Raw genomic sequence first — 19934 nt, forward strand, 5'->3', positions numbered from 1 at the left:
CTGTGTAGATCCTGCAGTGCCGGCGAGCCTGAGTTGATTTTTTTGAGAAAGAAGTGTATTTTGGCGGTTTCATAAACCCTCACATGCAAGGATACGCTACTTACGCTAAATTCTACGCGCCCGAAGAGGCGGAGACCCTGATCGGCCTGTTGAAACAACACGATATTCCCTATGCGCTGGACCATGAGGTGAACCAGATGGACCCTATTTACCTCGGCGAATCGCCCGACCCCATGTTTGTGTTGCGGATACCGGGTGAGCAGTTCAAGGTGGCTCATGCCGTGTTGGCGAAGCAGGCGGGCCTCGATATGAATCAGCCCGGATTTACGCATCAAATGCAATCGTACGATGCAGCAGAACTGAAGGAGATACTCGACAATCCCGAAGGCTGGAGTGCTTATGACCTGAAAGTGGCGAAGGAGCTGCTGGCTGAAAAAGCACCGGGCGTGGCGCCCGTCGCCGAAACTTTTGAGCCCGTGCGGGTGGAGACGGTTTGGATCGTTTTGGGATACCTGGCCTGTCTGGTAGGACTTGTTCCGCAATTCTTTTACGTAGCAGCCGGCGGATTCTTTGCCGGTACCTCGATCGTGCAGGCTAAAAAGACCCTGAAGAATGGTACCACCGTATTGCAATATACAGCCGCAGATCGCAAGCATGGGCAGGTGATGATGGTCTTAAGCATGGTATTCATTTTTATCGGCTTTTACTGGCTGCTGGTGGGGAGCTACCATTAAATTGTCGGGTGTGTGCAACGGACTGTATTTCCTCCGGGTCATAATGGGTGTTAATTCACCTATTATGAAAATTGTTTATTCCCTTCTGATCGCATTAGTAGTATTGGTACTCGCTTCCTGTAAGAAAGATAGTATCCATTATGCAGATGATTTTGGTGACAGCCGCCGTGCGTGGCAGGCGTTTAAAGATAGTGCCCACAATTCATACCGGTATAAGGTGGTGAGCGGTTCCTGGGTCGGTATAGGGATGGAGACCATCATTACTGTGCAGGCAGGAAAGGTGGTTGGCCGGTCTTTTAAATATACGGCACGCATAAATAATGCGCCAATTACCACTGTAAGAGAATGGGTGGAAAACGAAAGCCAATTGAACAGTCATCAGGAAGGTGCGAAAACGATCACCCTCGACCAGGTTTACCAGGAAGCCAAAGACAATTGGCTGAAAAAAAGGGACGATGCAGACACCTATTTCGAGGCAAGAAACAATGGCAAGATCTCCACGGCAGGTTATGTTCCACACGGATGTGCCGACGATTGCTTTACGGGCATTACCATTACGCTGATAGAAGCGATTTGATTTACCGGTCCATCAAGGCGCGTGCCCGGACGAGTTCCATCTCGACGGCTTAATGTTTTACCGCTTCATAGATCTCTGCTTCAATAATACTAAGGGTTCCTTTGGCGTTGGCATCGTCGCGGGATACGCCATCATCCAGCTTTTTGCCTGATACTTCCACCATTTGGCTGCCTTCTGTTGCCGTGGCGGCTGCGGCCAGTTGTATCCTTAATTTACTGCCAACAGTGGGTATGCACGGGAGTGTTACATAACCCAGGCTGCGGGGCGTGGCACCTTTGAATATTTCCTTTCCGTCGAGTGTGATCAGCAGCGGGTAGCTGCGTGATCTGAAATTGTTCAGCTTGAGGGTGACCTCGCTGACGGTTGCGTTGCGCTCCAATTCGTATTCGATCCAGGCCGTGGAGAGCTTGCCGTCATTCACCCAGTCGGACAGCTCATTGTCGTCATAGCTTCGTGCTGCATTGGTGTCATTGGCGCCGGCAGTAGTCCGGATGATGCTTATAGGGGTACGGGTAGCGTGAAAGGATGGCGTGGCGGGTGTGGGCCCTCTGTCCAGGTGCACGGGCAATCCTTCGGCGGGTAAAATGGTAGCAAGACCATCTTTAGCAGAGAATGGTTTGGACTGTAAGGTGATCGTTGCTTCGCGCAAGCCTGCTGCCGATGCTTTGATCGTTATGGTACCTGGATGGGTCAAGGAGCGGATCAGTGCGCGGTTGATGCCGCCTTCTACCGGAAAGGTTTGGGTGAGCGTATAATTATCCGGCCCCATGGCCATACCACCGCGCCATTGTGCGGGGCCCGAGAGGTGGAAGTTGACCATGTCCATCGCTGTGGGCACCCGGTTTCCTTTTTCATCAACTGCTTCTACCTGTATTAGGGCCAGGTCATGACCATCGGCGAGAAAGCCTCTTGGACTGGCGATCTGCGTCAGTTTTAAGGCAACTGCTTTGCCGGTTGTTGCTTTCTGTGTGGAACTTACGATGTGCCCCTGTTCGTCGTATCCTATCGCGGAGATGATGCCCGCCGTCCAGTTAACTTCGGGAAAAGTGAACAGGAATCCATCGCTCTTTTCGCCAAACCCGACTGACTTCCCATTCACCTTCAACTCCACTTTGCTGGCGGTGGCTATTACATAAACAGGTTTCTTTACGCCGGCCTGGTAATTCCAATGGCCCAGGATATGAATGCCTTGCTTTTCGGGCACCACCCATCCATCCCACATTACCTGGTGCGCATAAAAGTTCTCTTTGGGGACGCGCAGGGCATCCACTTCCCCACTCCGCCGGTAATTTTCTTCGCCTCGGTGATGGGTATTGGTCTCAGAGAATACGATGTTGACACCGCCTGCACTTACGCGTTTGCCAGTACCGGGCCTTTCGTTCCAGAACTCGTACCAGCGTTTAACGTTTTCTACGGCATGACTTTCCATGTTCCGGTTATACGCGGCGGCGTTCTGTCCGTTGTGCTGGGGACCATCTCCGTCTTTATGAAAGGGTGGCGTGTAGTCATCCCAGTATTTGCGGGATCCTTCGTCTCTTGAATATTCCATGGCCCAGAAAGGTAAACGGGCGCTCTTGTTGGTGTACAGCATTTCTCCTCCGTATTCGGCGGTGGTACTGTTGAGCATCTCCCGCGAGCCGATGGCTCTGCCGCCTGCCGGATCGTACTGGTCGCGGATGGCTTTCATTTCCTGCATATGAACTTCACTGATGTTCTCGTTGCCACATTCGTAAAACAAGATGCTCGGGTTGTTGCGGTTGCTGATGATGGCGTCGCGCATCACGGCTTTGCGTTGTTCCCATCGTGTTCCATTAACGTCGGCTTCTGCATCTCCTGCAGGCATGGCCTGCAATAAACCAACGCGGTCGCAGCTTTCAATATCCTGCCTGGAGGGTGTGATGTGCATCCACCGCACCAGGTTGCCATTGCTTTTCACCATCAGTCCATTGCTATAATCACTTAACCAGGCGGGCACCGATAAGCCAACCGCGGGCCACTCGTTGGAGGTTCGCTGTGCATAACCGTGTACCATCATGACGCGGTCGTTGAGGTAGATCATACCATCTTTAAAGGCAGTTTTCCGGAATCCGGTTTGGGTAGTAACCACGTCGACCGGCTTGCCATTTATTTTGAGGATGGTTTTTATGGTATATAAATATCCATAACCCCAGCTCCACCAGTGAAGTCCGCCCACGGGCGCAGCGGCCTTTAGGGTGGTATTGCTACCCGGGTTCAAGGTGGTGACGCCGCTGCTGAATGTTTTAACGGGTTTGTGTTGCTGATCGAAAATGGCGACCTCGTAGGAGACCTGTTGTGGCCGGCCGCTTTCATTGATCACTTCGGAGGCTGCCTGTATAGTGGCTTTGCCGCCGCGGATATCAAAGTCGCTTGCATAGATGTATACGCCGGTGGTTTGCAGGTTGGTATAGAGCGGCAGGGTCTGGTAAACGGGGCCTGTTACGTGCAGGTAAACATTCTTGGTGATGCCGCCGTAATTGGCATTGAAGTTCCTGTCTTCCCACTGGTATTTCTGGTTGGTGGCTTTTTCGCGGTAATCCCAGCTGTTGTCGATGCGGGCGGCAATCACGTTTACTGCTCCTGGTTTTATGTAAGGGGTGATATCGAATCCAAAAGCGGTGACGCCGTTCTCATGCAGACCGATCTCTTTTCCATTTACATAGAATACGCCTGCCTGCCGGATGCCGTCGAATTCAATAAATATTTTCTGTGCTTTGGGAGAGGCGGGTAATTTGAATTGTTTGCGGTACCAGGCTATGCCGGTGCGGTGATCGCGGATGTCTTTGCGAAAGGCGTCGTCTTCGTTCCAGGCATAAGGTAACGTAACGGATTGCCAGGATGCGTCATTGAAGCTGATCTGTTCGGCGCCGGTGGTGTCGCGGCTGTAAACTTTCCAGTCGCTGTTGAAGTTGTACCGGGTACGCTGGGCAGATGCGTGGCAGACTGTTAGTAGCAGGAAGAAGATAGCCAGGTTATAGAGTTTCATATTGTTAAGCAAGTCGGGTTGGGTACGATCGTACCGTTAATGTCATTTGATATGCCTAAGCTAGTGTCTTGTCAGAAAATACCTGTCCTGAACAATCCTGCCAGGTGGCAAAGTGCTGCTGTATTGCGCGATGAATGTCTAAATGGCGTATTGCGCTACTGGAAAACCCGGGAGCTTGTTTGAAATGACGAGCGATATGGACGCGATCCATTGACCGTAAATTAATTTTACAGAAAATGAAAGTAATGATCAGCGATAAAAAAGTGCGTCCCTATGCTTATCTCGTCTTCGGGATTATGTTTTATCTTTTTTTCATGCTCGACATGTTTTTTTGGCCAAGCATACCCAATCTCCTGATCAAGACGGTCGTGGCAACGGTTCTTTTTACGTTCCTTGTTTGGGAACCCGTGCGGTTGGTGGCTCTATGGGCTTACCGACGGTGGCAGGGCGTGCAAGATTCGCTGAAACGCCGATGTGTGATGGCGGCCATCTTGGTTCCTTATGCATTTCTCCTGGGCTTTTCCCGGATATTTGTGGAATCTGCACTGCTGGTATGGGGGATAGACATCTTTATAATCCCCGTATTCCTAACGTTCTCGGGTATATCGTTACTTTTTATTTCGTTGGGTATCGTTTTTTACGAAGTGGTCTTCTATATGGAAAGGTGGCAGAGCACCCAACAGGAAACAAACGAACTCAGGAAGCTGAACCTGCACATGCAATTCGATTCGCTGAAAGTACAGATACAGCCACATTTCCTGTTCAATACAATGAATACCCTGATCGGATTGATCGAGCGGGATCGGGACGGGGCGATCCGTTTTACAGAAGAACTGTCTTATGTATATCGCTACCTGCTCGAAGCCAATCAGTCGAACCTGATCAATTTAGAGGAGGAGATGAAGTTTGCGCGGATTTATTTTTCCCTGTTAAAAACCCGTTATCCTGAAGGGATTTTTCTGGATGAAAAGGTGGAGGATGCTGGACAATACGAATTACCTCCATTAAGTTTACAGATACTGATCGAAAATGCGGTTAAGCATAATGTCATTACACGGGCCAATCCCTTACGCGTAAGTATCCATTTCGACGCGGCATTGCAAAGGGTAGTCGTTAGTAATAACTGTCAACCAAAATTTTATGTGTTGAAATCGGGATATGGTCTGCTGCATTTAAAAAAGAAATTTGAGTTGTTATCACTCCCGGAAATTGTGATAGACCTGAACCAGGATTACTTTTCTGTTAGTTTTTCTGTAATAAAAGCAATTATCTGAACGTGCTGAGGTTTAGAGAAGAAGGTCTTGGTATTCTTTCGGGGAAAAGCGCCCGGAGCTCTGAATGTGAATTATTGTATGCGAAGGTGTTATTTCAAGTGGCCGATCTGTCATTCCAGCAATCTTCTACTCCATCTAAAGCGAAAGACCCATCCGGCTGACTGCTTTATATGTCTATATACGTGATCATTGTTTTTTGGGAATAATTAAATCAACTATCAACATGAAACGTTTTTTACAAATTGGGGTTTTATTGGTGACTGTTCTGTTGCAGACGGCTGCAGCCGAGGCGAAAGTGTGGAGAATCAACAATGCCAATGGATTGGTGGCGGATTTTAGGGAGTTGTATACAGCAGTGGCAAGCAGTAGTGTGGCGAATGACGATACTTTGTATGTAGAAGGGTCTGCCGTTAACTATGGCAGTGTTACCCTCAACAAAAGGCTTGTTATTATCGGAGCGGGCTATTTACTGTCTGGGACGGGCAGCAATACCGGTTTGCAGGCGATGGGACTTACATCGAAGGTTCAGGTTATTGGTCTCGATTCGCTGGCGAGTGGCTCGGTTTTCATGGGCATTAGCTCCAACTTCAGTATCAATTCCAACACAGATGATATTACAATTACCCGTTGTGAAGGAATTATAAGTCAGAGTACCAATTTCCCTAATTCTAAAATAGTCAATCTGGCCATTAATAAGTTTTTGGGATATGTAGATATTTCGGCGTTTCAACTGGAGGCCCCCCGGGTTACCAATTGCATTTTTACCAATATTTTCAATTTCATAAAGGTTACTAATGGGTTGGTTAGAAATAACCTTTTTACGACATCTGCAACAATGAACAATTGTTATGTTACTAACAATATTTTTTTGATCGCTCCAACAATTGCCAGCAGTACGATTAAATATAATCTGGCTACCATTGCCGGAGCGCTGCCAGCCGGTAATAATAACCAAAATGGTGTTTCACAGTTATCCCTGTTTGTGGGCACTGGCTCCAATGATGGTAAATACATACTGAAAGCTGGTTCGCCCGCTTTGCTCGCCGGTGAACCGATTGGTGGCGAGACGCCCGATGCGGGACCATTTGGGACGGCTGATCCTTATCGTTTGAGTGGCATTCCCGCCATTCCCTCGATCTATAGTCTTACCGTGCCTCCATCGGTACCTGCTGCTTCCACTACCATGGATATTACGTTCAGCACCCGTTCTAATAATTAATCACCCCAAATTTTCGTTGATGAGATATTATAGATTAGTTGGAGGTGTAATATTAAGCTGTGCCACCTTGATGGGCATTGCGCAAGAGCCTTACCCGGTTGCTGCCAGCACATCGCCAATCGTAAAGGCGGAATATTTTTTTGATACTGACCCAGGTTTGGGTAATGGTTCTTCTGTCGTGATCACCCCGGGGATGGACATTAACGGACTCGCGAGGACGCTGATGCTGACGGGTAGCGGATTGTCGAACGGTCTGCATTATTTCTATTTACGTACCCAGAATGCAAATGGAAAATGGAGCTTGAATAATGCGAGGTACTTCGATAACATGTTCGTGCCGATGTACCCCGTCGAAGAAGTGGCGCCCAATCTGGCTGGCGCCGAATACTTTATCGATACCGACCCGGGACCCGGTAATGGTACGCCGATTGCTTTACCTGGTGCTGAATTGGTAGATGGGTTCCATGTAGCTGTTGACATTACCGGATTGTCTCCCGCTGTTCACCGGCTGTATGTACGTACAAAGGATGCCGGAGGCAGATGGAGCTTGCGTAGTTACGCAGTTTTTGACAATAGTGTCACAGTGCCCTATCCTACTGCGCCGGCGGTGGCGCCTGCTGTTGCACTGGTTGAATATTATATTGACCATGATCCGGGTTTTGGGAATGGTAAGCCTATTTCGGTTGGTGCATCCAATGATGTTTCAAATTTTATGTTTTCGGTACCGCTTGCGGGGGTAACACAAGGAAACCATACCTTCTACTTACGGAGCAGACAGAATCCATGGAGTATGTCTGCCTATGCCGACTTTGCCTATGCAATTTCTCTTCCAGTGCACTGGCTATTTGTTAAAGGCGAAGCGGCCTCATCGGGCAGCAGGATCACGTGGGCAACCGGTGAAGAGCAGCAGGCAGATAATTTCATTGTTGAGTATAGTACAGATGGAATTCAATTCTCTAAGGCTGGAGTAGTGAAAGCTGCAAATCGGGCCAACGGCAGCTCTTATTCATTCTTTCATGAACATCGCCTGAGTGGAACGCTTTATTATCGGATAAAGCAAACAGATGTTAACGGCGACTTCACCTATTCAAAAATCATTATTCTGTTGTTCAGGAACCAGCTTAACAGCTATGTGTTGTTTCCCAACCCGGTTAAAGATATATTAAATGTTGCTGTGCCCCGGGACGAGTCGGTTTTGAAAATGGCGATTTATAGCAGCGATGGCCGTCTGGTGCAGCAGGTCAACGTCAATGGTGTTGACAACGTAATTAGCGTACAGGTTAGCCAGTTACAGCAAGGAAGCTATTACCTGAAGATTGAAGGGAAAACCACCATAAAAACGCTACCCTTTTTAAAACCTTAGAACGCTGAGACCGGAGGAAAGATCGGGTAAGATCAGGGGGAGTCAAAGCCCCTGATCTTACCGGTTTTGCCAGGTGATCGTAGCTTCTGTTCCTTGTGCCTGGTTGGGTGTATATTTGCTGCTATCAGCAGATTAGTTGTTATGCGCGATTCCACCAAAAAGAATAGAGGAAAAGAAGCGATCCCCATGATGGATATCAGGGAGTTTTTGTCGGACGCGCAGGCCGAACCTGGTTTTCAGTACCATGAGATCCAGGGCAAGCGGGTCATTGAGAAATTTCACCGGCACGATTTCTTCCAGTTCCTGCTTTTTGAAAAAGGCAGCGGTACCCATGCTATCGACTTTACCGATCACCGGGTCGGCGATCACCAGGTGCATATCATGTTCCCCCACCAGGTGCACCGCTGGGAACTGGGGGCGCGCACGAAGGCAGTTCAGTTAATGATCAGTCAGCGCATTTTTGAAACGTTCTCGGCTTCGCTCGATCTTTCTTTTCTATTGTATCAAAGTCATCCCGTAGTGCAGCTTTCGCCGAAAGCCTTTCAATGGCTGTTGTACGAGTTTCAGTCGATCCGTGCAGAATTGCGGCAGAAGCCCGTTAACTGGAACCTGATCTACCTGCGCAGTAATATCATTGCCAACCTGGTGAACCGCGAAGCGGAACATCATTTCTCGGAATTAAGCCTGTACCGCAAAAAGCCGGTGTTGGTCAAATACCTCTCGCTCATTGAAGCGCATTTCCGCGAAGAGCGCTCGGTATCATTCTATGCAGGCCTGCTGCACCTAACCCCCAATTACCTGAATATTCTTTGCAAGCGCCATTTCCAGGTGCCCGCCATGTTCTTTATCCAGAAACGGGTTACCCTCGAAGCCAAACGGATGATCCTTGCTACGGACCTTTCCCTAAAGGAGATCGCCTTTGAGCTCGGCTTCGACGATCCGGCCTATTTCACCAATTTCTTCAAAGCGCAAACAGGCTCTTCTCCCCGCGCCTTCCGCGAACAGTGATAAATTTTACAAGTATTGGCATAAATGTCTATCCCGCCTCCGGGGCAGCTGTTTTAATTTTGAGTAAAACGCACCGGCAATGAATGATTCAACGATATCAAGGAAGAATTTTATCAGGAATGCCTCCGTATTAGTGGCAGGCGGAACTGGCTTGTTAGGCACTGCGCAAAGACAGGAAGGAGCATCAGATGGTGGTTCTGAGGGTGCCCTGGGCGTTGAGATGACGGGGTCAGGGGATGCTGCTGCAGTACCTGCCAATGCCCCCGGCACCCCGGGTAGTGGCGATCAGGGCAAAAAGAACTATAGCTTCAAGAACGTGCGCCTGGAAACGGGCTTCGACTACGAGGATAACGAAGTAGCCCATACCCGTACGGAGCTTTTTATTGTCAAGGTGGCTGATGGTAAGATCGCCGCCGTGCTGCCCAATGACCCGAAGGCAGATGCCATCGATGCAGGTGGCCGGTTGATGTTGCCAGCCTTTAAGGATATGCATATCCACCTGGATAAAACCTTTTATGGGGGACCCTGGAAGGCGCGGCAAAAGAAGAACAGGTCGGTGCGTGATATGATCGCGTTGGAACAGCAGATCAATCCTGAATTATTGAAGACCTCCACATTCCGTGCGGAGAAAATAATAGAGTTGCTGCAATCGAAGGGCAGCAGTTTTGCGCGCAGCCATGTAAATATTGAACCTACTTCGGGTGTTCAATCGTTAAAGAACCTCCAACAGGCTTTACAGAATAAGAAAGCCGGCTTTGGTGCAGAGTTGGTAGCCTTTCCACAACATGGACTTTACTATACGGCATCCACCGGTTTGATGCGGGAGGCGGCTCAAATGGGCATCGACTTCATTGGTGGCCTGGATCCCCAATCGATCGATGGAGATATCGAGCGGAGCATCAACTTTACGGTAGACCTGGCCCTTGAATTCAACAAAGGCATAGATATCCATTTGCATGAGGGAGGCGACAGTGGTCTGCGGACGGTAGAATACCTTATTGAAAGAGTAAAAGCGCAACCGGCGCTGAAGGGTAAGACCTTCCTGAGCCATTGTTTTGTATTGGCCCGGTTGGACAAAGCCAAACAAGAGGCAATCGCCGACAGTCTGGCGGGCGCAGGGATCGGTATAGTGTCGACCATTCCGTTTGGCGGTACCATTATGCCGATCCCTACGCTTTACAAATATGGGGTAACCGTGCTAACGGGTAATGACAGTATCATCGACCATTGGAATACGTTTGGTACGGGTAGTGTATTGCAGAAAGCCAGCCTGATGGCGCAATTGTATGGGTACTCTACCGAGTTTGACCTTTCTAGGAGCCTCAAGCTGGCAACGGGCAATATTCTTCCGCTGGATGACAAGGGCAAGCGGCAATGGCCTAAAGTGGGCGACAAGGCCAGCCTGGTGTTGCTGGACGCCAGCTGCTCGGCAGAAGCGGTGAGCAGGGTACCATCCGTTCGCACACTGGTTCACGAGGGCATGATCGTCTATTCAGTATAATACAACTTGTTTTGTAAAAGGATCCTTTTATGCCAGGGAGACCACTGTGTGGCAGTTTACCTGTTCTGCTGCGCCATTCGATCCTAATATTTGAAGTTGGTTGTTTGTGTTTGGTCTAGTTGGGGATTGCCGGGATAAGACAGCGTGGTAACGGTCTTGTCCAGGCGTTTGTCATTGCTGATCGTATATGCCATGGTGGTTACTTTCTCTACCCGGGGTGCACCGCCGGGGTTAATAACGGTTTGGGTGATCTTACCAGGTAGTTTTTTCAGCTTGCTCAATACAGGGTAGTTGTAAATATGGTGGTACTCCGACAATGTAGTGCTGATGAATAACCAGGGATGGATCTCTATTTCCGCTGACCAGCTGTCAATCGAATACTTGATGACCAGGTTATTTGCCAGCTGCGTAACGACAACGGTATCGAAGTCGCCGTTTGCTTTATAGGTGTATACGGTGTTGGTGAGGGCGGTGGTGCCCGCTTCGTTGACCCTGGAGTATTTGAATTCTTTCAGCTGGCCTGCGCTTGTATAGGTGTAATCATATTTATACCCAGATGGGGTGGTGAGGTCTCTGTATTCGTTGACCATGCGGGTCATCAGGCCGTTATTGTAGGTAAACGTGTTCTTGTACAGGGAGGTTGCCAGCGACACGGTAGTGAGTTGTTTGCCAGTCCAGGTATAATCGGTTTGCGAACCAGTGCCGAGTCCTACATAAGCGATCGATTTGATGGTGCTGTCGGTATTATAACTAACGGTGCCTGTTACGCCCAAGTCCCATTCGATGGTCTTTACGAAATGCTTCAGCGCGGCCGGTGAGTTGGTGGGTGGTGGGTTATCGTCGTCCTTTTTGCAGCTTTGAAAAACGAGGAGGGATAAGGCGATCAATGGTAATAGTTGTTTGCGCATAACCATAGGATTTTCTGCAAGTATAGTAATGCTACAAGGCGCGCCAAGATTAATTCGGGTGAATTGTCGATTTAATGGCCCGGGCCACCAGTAAGGCGCTTTGAGCGATACCGGCTACATCAGCTGTTTCAGGATAGCAATGCTGGCGGCCATTTCTTCGGGTGTGGAAGAGGCGAAGCCAAGGCGGATGGAGTTGGTTTGGTATTGCGGATATTGATGTGCCGATCCGTTCGATATATATAGCCCTTTTTGTAATGCTTTGCGGGCCAGTTCACCGGGCACGATGCCGGGTGCGAAGGTGGTCCATACAGTCAGGCCGCCTTCGGGCGTGTCGAAGCTTACAGCATCTCCCAACTCACTTTGGAGCAATTGACAACAATGGTCCCTGCGATCGCGGTACACAGACAATGTCTTTCTCAGGTATCGTTGTATAGTCCCGCTATTCAGCAATTCGCCCATCGCCATATCGAGCATATGATCGCCTTGCCGGTCGATCAGGATGCGGACCCGGGAGAGGTGCTCAATCACGTTTTCCGAAGCGGCGAGGTAGCCCATGCGGAAGCCCGGAGAGAAGCTCTTGCTGAATGACCCGCAGTATAAGACCATGCCTTGCTCGTCGGCGCTGGCGAGCGGCAGCAGCGGCCGGTTACGGTAATGAAAGTCGAAATCATAGTCATCTTCGAAGATGATGAATCCATACTCGTACGAGAGTTGCAGCAGTTCGAGCCGGCGATCGATGCGGAGGGGTACCGTGGTTGGATAATGGTGATGGGGTGTTACGTAGACCATCCTGATCTTTTTGCGTTTGCAAATCTTTCTAAGTTCGTCTACCACGAGGCCGTGCTCATCGACGGAAATACCGATGTGTTTGGCGCCGGCATGGATGAAATTCCTTTCGGCCCTCCCCCAGCCCGGTATGCCCGATACAACGTTGTCGCCGGGCGTGAGCAGGCCATTGCAAACGAGGTTGATGCCCATGACGGCGCCCCTTACTGAAAGGATATTGCGGGCCGTGGTTTTTAGTCCGCGGGTTTCGTTGAGGTAGTTCGACAAGGCTGTTTTATAGTACAGGGGGCCGTCGGGCTGGCTGTAACTGCCGAAGTTATGGTAGAGGCCACTGCGGGTGAGCTGACTGCGATAGGCCCTGTACAGCTCCTGCAAAGGCGCCAGGCGGGGATCGGGAAATCCGTCGTCCAGATGGAGTTTGGTGTTGATGAGGGTGGGCGCCCGATCGAGGTAATCCCTGGCTGGGATGTCGAAGCCTGCTTTTTTACCAGCATTGCGGGCACTGGTGTTGTGAAGTGCCACTGGCTCGTGTTCGGGTATATGGGCCGATACAAAGGTGCCTTTGCCGACAAAACTTTCGAGCCAGCCCTGGATCTGCAGTTCTTCGAGGGCACGGTTGATGGTGATGCGGTTGAGGTTGAGTAATGTGGCCAGTTCTCTCGAGCCCGGCAGCTTTTGTTCGGGCCGGAGCTTTCCCTGTTTGATGAGACGCAGGATTCCATCAGCAAGCTGCAGGTATTGCGCCCTTTCGGCTGATGGCGTTGTGGTGATATTGCTGAACAGCCGGTCGAGTAGTGGACTATGCATATGGTCTGGAATGGACCGTAAAGGTAATCCATTTGCCGGAGCTACGGCTTGTAGCCAGGTAGGTTGGTTTTCAGCGCACCGGAAGTCGCCAAATGGGCTGCTGCCTTTTTTACTAAGGCTTAAGGGTGAGTAAGGAGGAAAAGATCCACCCGATGGTCTTAATACTGCGGGTCTTTTTGCCCTGGGTGATCAGTACGTCCTGCTTTTTATCGACGAGGTACACTTTGCTCCACTGGCCATTGGTCTCTATCAATCCTACTTCATAGCCTTTGGCCAGTTTCTTGATGGAAGTGGTATTGGTAGAAGCTCCGCTGCGCAGGTTGGTGCCTTCGGTGTTGACGGTAAATATATTCCCGGCAGGATTGTCGGCGCCATATACCTGCCGCTTGAATTCGGGCCAGGGAAAGGCAGGACCGGGATCGGGCTTGCGGGCAGGCGATATATCATCATGACCAACGGCGGTCACCAACTGGTAGGTGCTGATGAGCACTTTGGAGAGTTTGTAAAGGGCCTGCAGTTGTGCGGGGGGAAATATGAACCAGTGCTGGTTGTCTTTGGCGGTCCAGAACTTGTGTTTGTGTTTTGCTTTGACGATCCGGTTCGCAATGGTTGCCGGGTAAGTTTTGGTGCTTCTCTTAAATGATCCATTACTGAGCTTTTCCACGAAGCCCGCATTGACGATCTCGATACCGATGGAATGTGAATTGAAATTATCTACCCCATCCCAGGTACTGGTGCCAGCGTGATTGGCCTTTTGGTTGAAGGGCACCAATTGAGTAATAGTACCGTCGAGATCGAGTACAATATGGGCGGCTATTTTATCGGGATTGTCTTTGGTATTCAGGAACCAGTTGGTAGCTGCTGCAGCATCGTCGGTGGCGGTGTAATGGATGACCAGGTAATCCGGATCGATGAGGTTGCCGGCATTCTTCGTTTTGGAGATGACGATCTTTTCGGCGGTGCTTTCGGCTTCAAGCCAGTGGTTTTTGATCTTCATAGCTCTAATGTAAGTTTTGATGATAGTGATACGATCAGGTGTTTTCACCCATTAATCATTGCCGGCTTTGGCGCCGGGGAGGCGTCCTTTGATCCATTTGATCTGTCCGTTGTGGTTCGATTCGTGCTCCACGACATGAAACCACTTGCAGTAGTTGTTGGTGGGTTGCCCGCCAAAGAACTTAGGGTCTACCGTCATCAGCCAGGCATCATCCCGGCGGCGGAGCTCTTCGAGTGTTTTGTTGCGTGTTTCACTGAGTACATTGAGGTAGTAGTCGAGGTTATGTCCCTTGATCACTTTGCGCCCTTCATCGCCCAGGCTCATAGCGGGCAGCCACAGGGCTTTTTCGTTCTCCTTAAAGTCCTTCAACCCTTCGAAGGTATTGCCCTGGTAAAAGGCTTCTGTAGCGGCCAGGTGCAATAGCATGGCGCCGATGGTATTGCTTTTGGGATCAAAGAGGTAGTCGAGTTCTTCCTGTTTCATGCCTTTTACTGACCGCAATACGGTTTCGCGCATCCAGTTCATCATCGATACGAGGGTGCCAACCTGGGGGCTGTATCCCTGGCGGGGACCAACGATGTGGAGGCCCTCCTGCTGTTGTGGCGGCGTTGAATTGGCGAGTATGGGGAATGTGCTGAGACCGGTGAAGGCGGCTGTGAGGGCAGCCGTTTTCTGCAGGAAGCTCCTGCGGTTGGCAGTTCGTTGAGTTTGTGGCATGGTGGTCGTGTTTGTTCTATGAAGTTAGCCCTATTCCCATCACCGTGACATACCACAAAGCGGGGATTTATAGAGCCTTCCGGGCGATCCCGTGATGGCCGGGAGGGGGAAAGCGGGGTTGTGCAGGTGCCGGCCGGCGAGATTGGGGGGCTGCCGATTTTGGTTGGTACCGCTGGATGAAGTTTGGCACCTGCCGGCGACGGTTAAGTGGAATCTCCTATCCATTAAGTGTGGCCCAGGTGGCGGCCCCGGCGAGTATACCTTGGTGCTCAATCCACAAAATAATCAGTTATGACCAAGCGGTACTCACTTTACTTAAGCCTTTCCTTCCTGCTGTGCCTCTCCGTTACCGGGAGTTGGGCCCAGGGTATCTACCAGTTCTGGGGTGTTACGGACTATGGCGGCGCCGATGACCAGGGGTCAATCTTTTCGACGCGGTTCGATGGTACCGGCCACCGGATGTTTGACGTATTCAAAGTGAATGCACCGGGCGATCACCCCAGGCGTCAACGGCCTGTATTATACAATAATAAGTTCTATGGGGTGATGACATATGGAGTGAACCTCAATCTTGACTTTATTTACGAATATGACCCTGCCACGAACAAGCTGTTGCGGAAGGCCAACCTGGCAGAAGTGATCGGCTTAAATGTTAACGACGACTATGACGCTTCGTATACCTTGTTGTTGTATAATAATAAGTTTTACGGAGTTTCCACGTCGGGCGGCGCCAATGACAAAGGGTGCATTTTCGAATACAATCCGGCCAATCACCAGGTGACCGTCAAATACAGCTTTATAACAGCTACGGGGTATTGGCCTTCGGGCGAGTTGATCGCCGTGAATAATAAGTTTTACGGGATGACCTCTTATGGTGGCAATTTCTCGGCCGGAGTGCTGTTTGAATTTGATCCGGCAACGAATGTGTATGCCAAGAAGGTTGATTTTAATGAAGGGGTTTGGGGCGGCCGGCCTTCTGGTGGTCTGACCCTCCATAATGGTATGCTGTATGGCGCTACCTCTTATGGTACGGGATCACTTTCGGGTGGGGCCATCTTCCGGTTCAATCCGGCAAACAGTACCTTTTCGAAGCGGGCGGATATGAGTAGCATCGGTGCTGAAGCGCATATAGGAACAATGGTGGTGCTCGACGATAAGCTGTATGGCATTACTGAAAGAGGTGGTGCGGAAGACCGGGGTATCCTATTCGAATTCGACCCGGCTGCCACCACCCTTTCCAAGGTGGTCGAAATGACCGGCGTTAAGGGATACCGGGATGCCCGTTTGTCTGTTTTTAATAATAAAATACTTGCGACCACCAACTATGGCGCTTCCGATAACAGGGGATCCATTGTTGAATACAATCCGGCCACCAATGCACTATCTGTGAAAGTATATTTCACCGCTGCCACCGGCTGCAATCCCGATGGTGGGATGACGCTGTACAATAACCGCTTCTACGGCTTCTCGCCTTTCGGTGGAGAAAGCAGCAATGGTGTATTGTTCGAATACAATCCGGTGGCCAATGGTTATACAAAGAAGCTTGATCTTTCTACGAGCGCCACGGGCTTTCGTCCGTCGGGCCCGGTTCAATACTATAAGGGTAAACTGTATGGTACAGCCACACAAGGTGGCGCGGATGGCTATGGCGTGGTCTATGCGTTCGACATTCAAACCAACACCTACGAGGTGTTGCACAACAGAACCGATTTTACCGGACGCAACTATGATCAGGGTGGTATGATCCTGTACAACGATAAGTTGTATGGCGTGAGTTATGGGGGCGGGCTGTTTGGTCATGGTGTGTTGTATTCCTTTGATCCGGCCACGAAGACCTACGAGGTGAAGGTGGCATTCGAAGAGCATAGCGGTAAACATCCGTATGCGCGGCTTAGTTTCTCGGGCTCGAAGATGTATGGCACAACCTCTGCCGGCGGCAACAATGGTACCGGCACTATCTTCGAATACAATGCGGCTACAAATATCTATACGACAAAATATCATTTCCCGGCAGGTTTTAGCCGGTCAATGAGCGAGCTGGCGCTGGTGGATGGTAAGTACTGGGGTACGGCCATGCTGGGAGGCGCTAATAGCCGGGGGGTGTTGTTTTCCTGGAACCCGGCCACCAATGTATTTGCGAAGGAGTTTGACCTCGGTGCAACCCAGGGCGTATCGCCGGAGGGCGGATTGATGCATTTCGACAACAAGTTATATGGCTTGCTTTCGGGCTATAGCTCCGACGGGCTGATCACGGGTTCATTCGGACAATTGTATTCCTATAACCCGGCTACGCATACGATGACGATCGAACACCAGTTCGATATCGAAGCGATGGGCGCCTGGCCGCGCAGCACGCTGACCGGCTACAATGGTAAGATCTATGGCCTTTGTAATGCAGGGGGCGATTTCCGTTGGGGCGGCACTTTGTTTGAGTTTGATCCCAATACCAAACAAATGAAGAAGACGGTGGATTTTACCGGCAACAATGGCCGGCTGCCGAGACGTATGCAGATGAGGATGGCGCCTGCGCCAGTGGCGCCGGGCCATCCCGGTGTTTGCTGGAATGCATCGGAGGTGGTGAATGTGAACAATACCAACAATGCAGCCTGGTTTGGCTTCACCGATTCGGAGGGCAGGGCGATCGCGGAGATCAATGCGGAAGGGAATATACTCGGCGATGCGGCCATCAAGTTCTATACGCACAATGGCGCCACCCGAAAGGATGAGCAGGGCAAGTTCTACCTCGACCGCAACTTCACGGTAACGGTGGATCAGCAGCCTGCTTTTCCGGTTACGTTGCGCTTGTATATCACGAAAGCAGAAGTCGATAAATTGGTGAACACTCCGGGATCGGGTGTGCTGGGGGTGACTAACCTGGCGGTATTTAAGAATGAAGATGGCTGCGCCAATGTAGCAGGCCAAAAAGCGGTGAAGATCCCGGCGAGTTTTGTTGAATGGGAGAATGGATATGTGTTTACCATGTCGGTTAGCTCCTTTTCTTCCTTCTATTTTGCCAGCAGTAGCTTCAGCGCCCTGCCGATCGTATTGGAATCTTTCAAGGGGACGGTAAAGCCGGAGGGCAACCAGCTTAGCTGGAAGGCCAACTGTACCGACGCCGCGCAGTTTACCATCGAGCGTAGTGTGGATGGCGTGAATTTCAAACCAGTGGGCGCCGTGCAGGCGCAGGCACAGGATTGCCGGCATCCCTTCCAGTTCGTGGACGCCGTATTGGCGACAGGAAGTTATTATTACCGGCTCAGGATGGAAGAAGCGGGCAAGGAGGCTACTTATTCGATGGTGGTACAACTGACACGCGGTACAGGCAGCGCTTTGATGATGACCGTGGCTCCCAACCCGGTGGTGGGAAATACCGCAGTACTGCGTACGGTGTCGACCGCCGCGGAGAAGTTGGAAATATCGATCCATGATATGGCCGGGAGAAAGGTGATGCAGCGGCTGGTACAGGTGACGGCTGGCACCGGTGTGGTTCATTTGCAGGTAGGGTCTTTGGGCAGCGGTACGTATGTGCTGCAATACAGGGACCGCAACCAGGTATTGGCGGTGAGGTTTGTGAAGCAGTAGCCAACGCTTTCTGGATGGGGCATAAATGTATACGGTTAATGCAGGCAAAATGACAGTTGATGGGAATGGGAAAGCGCTTTAGGCGGGGATGTATTAGTTTTACGGGGCTATATTTCGCCATACCATGAGAAAAGTAATATTGTCCTTTTGTATTGTGTTTGGATTGGTTGATATAGGTCAAAGTCAGACCTACCGGTACGCTGACCAATTGTACTATCAATCATCGCTCTACCTGAATACCCCCTGGGTGTACCTGAATGCTGCGGCGTCGAGGGCACAGGCCGGGGATACGGCGACGGCGGTAAGCTACATTCAAAAAGCGGCTACGATGAACTTATATGACACCGGGTATGTGACCGGTGACGGGCGGATCAAATTCGTTTGCAGCAAGCCGAATTGGGCGGGGATCCGTAAAACCATACTGGCCAACCGGATGGCTTTGGGCAATCCGGATAAGATGGAAGTGGTGACCAGTGATATCAATAATTTCTGGAAGGTATTTGATAAGGTGGATGAGCCGGGGGCCGATAAGCGGATCATGGAAGAGTATATCCTGAAGGGCTCTCCAGGATTGAGGACCTTCTTTGATGTGCGGATGCGGGGGCAGGTGTCCAGGATCATGGAAACCATGCGCAAGCGTAAGAAGTACCTGACGAGCATCAGGCCGGTGACTTTGCAATTGCACGCGCTAAAACCACGTATGATCGAAGCGGCGCGGACATTGAAGGCCCTCTACCCTGCAGCGATCTTTCCGCCGACTACTTTCTCCATTGGTACATTTGGCGCCTTTGGTACGGCTGATGGATATGCGGGCCAGTTGATCGGCGCCGAGTTCCTTTGCGATACGAATACGGTAAACCGGGAAGAATTGAATGACCGGGAGCGGATGGCGATCGCAGATACTTCTACACTGTTGGCGGTACTTATTCATGAACTGATCCATGTTGAGCAGCAAACGGCGAGCGACAATTCTTTGCTGGCTTTGAGCATCAACGAAGGGGCGGCTGATTTCATCACGCACCTGGTGTTAGGGTATCACCTCAACAACAATGTGCATGCTTATGGCAATGCCCATGAAAAGGAGCTGTGGACAAAGTTCAAAACACAGATGACAAAGGATAATACCGACGATTGGTTGTACAACAGCAAAAACGCACAATCGGGGGCCCCGGGCGATCTGGGCTATTATATGGGTTACAAGATCTGTGAGGCTTATTATGAAAAGGCTGCTGATAAGCGGCAGGCTGTCAAGGACATTTTGACGATACCCGATTTCCAGGAGTTTCTGCAGGCGAGCGGATATGATGCAGGTAATTAAGGACGGTTCAATATAGACAAAGAGGGTGTCTCAAAAGTAATTTGAGGCACCCTTTTTCTTTTCAGTTTTCTGGTGGGGTTTATCCACAAGAGCACTGTATAAAAAGACGTGACTGAGGGGTGTTTTAGTATTGTTTTTG

At 50.4% G+C, this 19934-nt stretch carries 14 protein-coding genes; 9 read left to right on the forward strand and 5 right to left on the reverse strand.

Annotated elements, in window-relative coordinates:
• Positions 1-83: 83 nt before the first annotated feature.
• Together P2H89_RS34120 and P2H89_RS34125 are read left to right on the forward strand one after the other, a co-directional pair.
• Positions 84-734, forward strand: a complete 651-nt coding sequence (locus P2H89_RS34120) for a hypothetical protein (protein ID WP_275835822.1) — start codon at positions 84-86, stop codon at positions 732-734.
• A 64-nt stretch (positions 735-798) separates the two neighbouring features.
• The gene (locus P2H89_RS34125) at positions 799-1311 is read left to right on the forward strand and encodes a hypothetical protein (protein ID WP_275835824.1); all 513 of its coding nucleotides are present in this window, start codon (positions 799-801) and stop codon (positions 1309-1311) included.
• Positions 1312-1360: 49 nt separating this feature from the next.
• Here P2H89_RS34125 and P2H89_RS34130 read toward each other — a convergent pair whose 3' ends face one another.
• Positions 1361-4315 carry a sugar-binding domain-containing protein gene (locus P2H89_RS34130; RefSeq protein ID WP_275835827.1) on the reverse strand — a complete coding sequence of 985 codons (2955 nt, stop codon included), beginning with the start codon at positions 4313-4315 and terminating at the stop codon, positions 1361-1363.
• Positions 4316-4551: 236 nt separating this feature from the next.
• Here P2H89_RS34130 and P2H89_RS34135 point away from each other — a divergent pair, with 236 nt between their 5' ends.
• From P2H89_RS34135 to P2H89_RS34155, 5 genes are all read left to right on the forward strand, one after another.
• Positions 4552-5589, forward strand: a complete 1038-nt coding sequence (locus tag P2H89_RS34135; protein ID WP_275835829.1) for a histidine kinase — start codon at positions 4552-4554, stop codon at positions 5587-5589.
• A 223-nt stretch (positions 5590-5812) separates the two neighbouring features.
• Positions 5813-6808 (forward strand): hypothetical protein, encoded by a 996-nt coding sequence (locus tag P2H89_RS34140; RefSeq protein WP_275835832.1) that lies wholly within the window; start codon positions 5813-5815, stop codon positions 6806-6808.
• A gap of 19 nt (positions 6809-6827) precedes the next feature.
• Positions 6828-8171, forward strand: coding sequence for a T9SS type A sorting domain-containing protein (locus P2H89_RS34145; protein ID WP_275835834.1), 1344 nt, complete (start codon positions 6828-6830; stop codon positions 8169-8171).
• Positions 8172-8312: 141 nt separating this feature from the next.
• Positions 8313-9179 (forward strand): helix-turn-helix transcriptional regulator, encoded by an 867-nt coding sequence (locus P2H89_RS34150; protein ID WP_275835836.1) that lies wholly within the window; start codon positions 8313-8315, stop codon positions 9177-9179.
• A gap of 79 nt (positions 9180-9258) precedes the next feature.
• On the forward strand, positions 9259-10680 hold the full coding sequence (locus P2H89_RS34155) for an amidohydrolase family protein (RefSeq protein ID WP_275835838.1): 1422 nt from the start codon (positions 9259-9261) through the stop codon (positions 10678-10680).
• Between the two features lie 83 nt (positions 10681-10763).
• On the opposite strand, the gene P2H89_RS34160 is transcribed toward P2H89_RS34155, so the two are convergent.
• From P2H89_RS34160 to P2H89_RS34175, 4 genes are all read right to left on the reverse strand, one after another.
• Entirely contained in the window at positions 10764-11588 is an 825-nt protein-coding gene (locus P2H89_RS34160; RefSeq protein ID WP_275835840.1) for a hypothetical protein, read from the reverse strand.
• Between the two features lie 114 nt (positions 11589-11702).
• Positions 11703-13181 carry a PLP-dependent aminotransferase family protein gene (locus P2H89_RS34165; RefSeq protein WP_275835842.1) on the reverse strand — a complete coding sequence of 493 codons (1479 nt, stop codon included), beginning with the start codon at positions 13179-13181 and terminating at the stop codon, positions 11703-11705.
• A 112-nt stretch (positions 13182-13293) separates the two neighbouring features.
• Positions 13294-14178: an N-acetylmuramoyl-L-alanine amidase gene (locus tag P2H89_RS34170; protein WP_275835844.1), complete on the reverse strand. Its 885-nt coding sequence runs from the start codon at positions 14176-14178 to the stop codon at positions 13294-13296.
• A gap of 51 nt (positions 14179-14229) precedes the next feature.
• On the reverse strand, positions 14230-14895 hold the full coding sequence (locus P2H89_RS34175) for a DUF664 domain-containing protein (protein ID WP_275835846.1): 666 nt from the start codon (positions 14893-14895) through the stop codon (positions 14230-14232).
• A 291-nt stretch (positions 14896-15186) separates the two neighbouring features.
• Here P2H89_RS34175 and P2H89_RS34180 point away from each other — a divergent pair, with 291 nt between their 5' ends.
• A complete protein-coding gene (locus tag P2H89_RS34180) occupies positions 15187-18477 on the forward strand; it encodes a choice-of-anchor tandem repeat GloVer-containing protein (protein WP_275835847.1) in 3291 nt (1096 codons plus the stop codon).
• Between the two features lie 124 nt (positions 18478-18601).
• Positions 18602-19795 (forward strand): DUF2268 domain-containing putative Zn-dependent protease, encoded by a 1194-nt coding sequence (locus tag P2H89_RS34185; RefSeq protein WP_275835849.1) that lies wholly within the window; start codon positions 18602-18604, stop codon positions 19793-19795.
• The last annotated feature ends 139 nt before the right edge of the window (positions 19796-19934 follow it).

The organism is Paraflavitalea sp. CAU 1676, from assembly GCF_029223285.1.
Classification (GTDB): Bacteria; Bacteroidota; Bacteroidia; order Chitinophagales; family Chitinophagaceae; genus Paraflavitalea.

Bases quoted from the DNA above. Each gene is read 5' to 3' on its own strand.
- P2H89_RS34120 (WP_275835822.1), top strand. From the start codon at position 84: ATGCAAGGATACGCTACTTACGCTAAATTCTACGCGCCCGAAGAGGCG.
- P2H89_RS34155 (WP_275835838.1), top strand. From the start codon at position 9,259: ATGAATGATTCAACGATATCAAGGAAGAATTTTATCAGGAATGCCTCC.
- P2H89_RS34125 (WP_275835824.1), top strand. From the start codon at position 799: ATGAAAATTGTTTATTCCCTTCTGATCGCATTAGTAGTATTGGTACTC.
- P2H89_RS34135 (WP_275835829.1), top strand. From the start codon at position 4,552: ATGAAAGTAATGATCAGCGATAAAAAAGTGCGTCCCTATGCTTATCTC.
- P2H89_RS34170 (WP_275835844.1), bottom strand. From the start codon at position 14,178: ATGAAGATCAAAAACCACTGGCTTGAAGCCGAAAGCACCGCCGAAAAG.
- P2H89_RS34130 (WP_275835827.1), bottom strand. From the start codon at position 4,315: ATGAAACTCTATAACCTGGCTATCTTCTTCCTGCTACTAACAGTCTGC.
- P2H89_RS34180 (WP_275835847.1), top strand. From the start codon at position 15,187: ATGACCAAGCGGTACTCACTTTACTTAAGCCTTTCCTTCCTGCTGTGC.
- P2H89_RS34145 (WP_275835834.1), top strand. From the start codon at position 6,828: ATGAGATATTATAGATTAGTTGGAGGTGTAATATTAAGCTGTGCCACC.
- P2H89_RS34185 (WP_275835849.1), top strand. From the start codon at position 18,602: ATGAGAAAAGTAATATTGTCCTTTTGTATTGTGTTTGGATTGGTTGAT.
- P2H89_RS34160 (WP_275835840.1), bottom strand. From the start codon at position 11,588: ATGCGCAAACAACTATTACCATTGATCGCCTTATCCCTCCTCGTTTTT.
- P2H89_RS34140 (WP_275835832.1), top strand. From the start codon at position 5,813: ATGAAACGTTTTTTACAAATTGGGGTTTTATTGGTGACTGTTCTGTTG.
- P2H89_RS34165 (WP_275835842.1), bottom strand. From the start codon at position 13,181: ATGCATAGTCCACTACTCGACCGGCTGTTCAGCAATATCACCACAACG.
- P2H89_RS34175 (WP_275835846.1), bottom strand. From the start codon at position 14,895: ATGCCACAAACTCAACGAACTGCCAACCGCAGGAGCTTCCTGCAGAAA.
- P2H89_RS34150 (WP_275835836.1), top strand. From the start codon at position 8,313: ATGCGCGATTCCACCAAAAAGAATAGAGGAAAAGAAGCGATCCCCATG.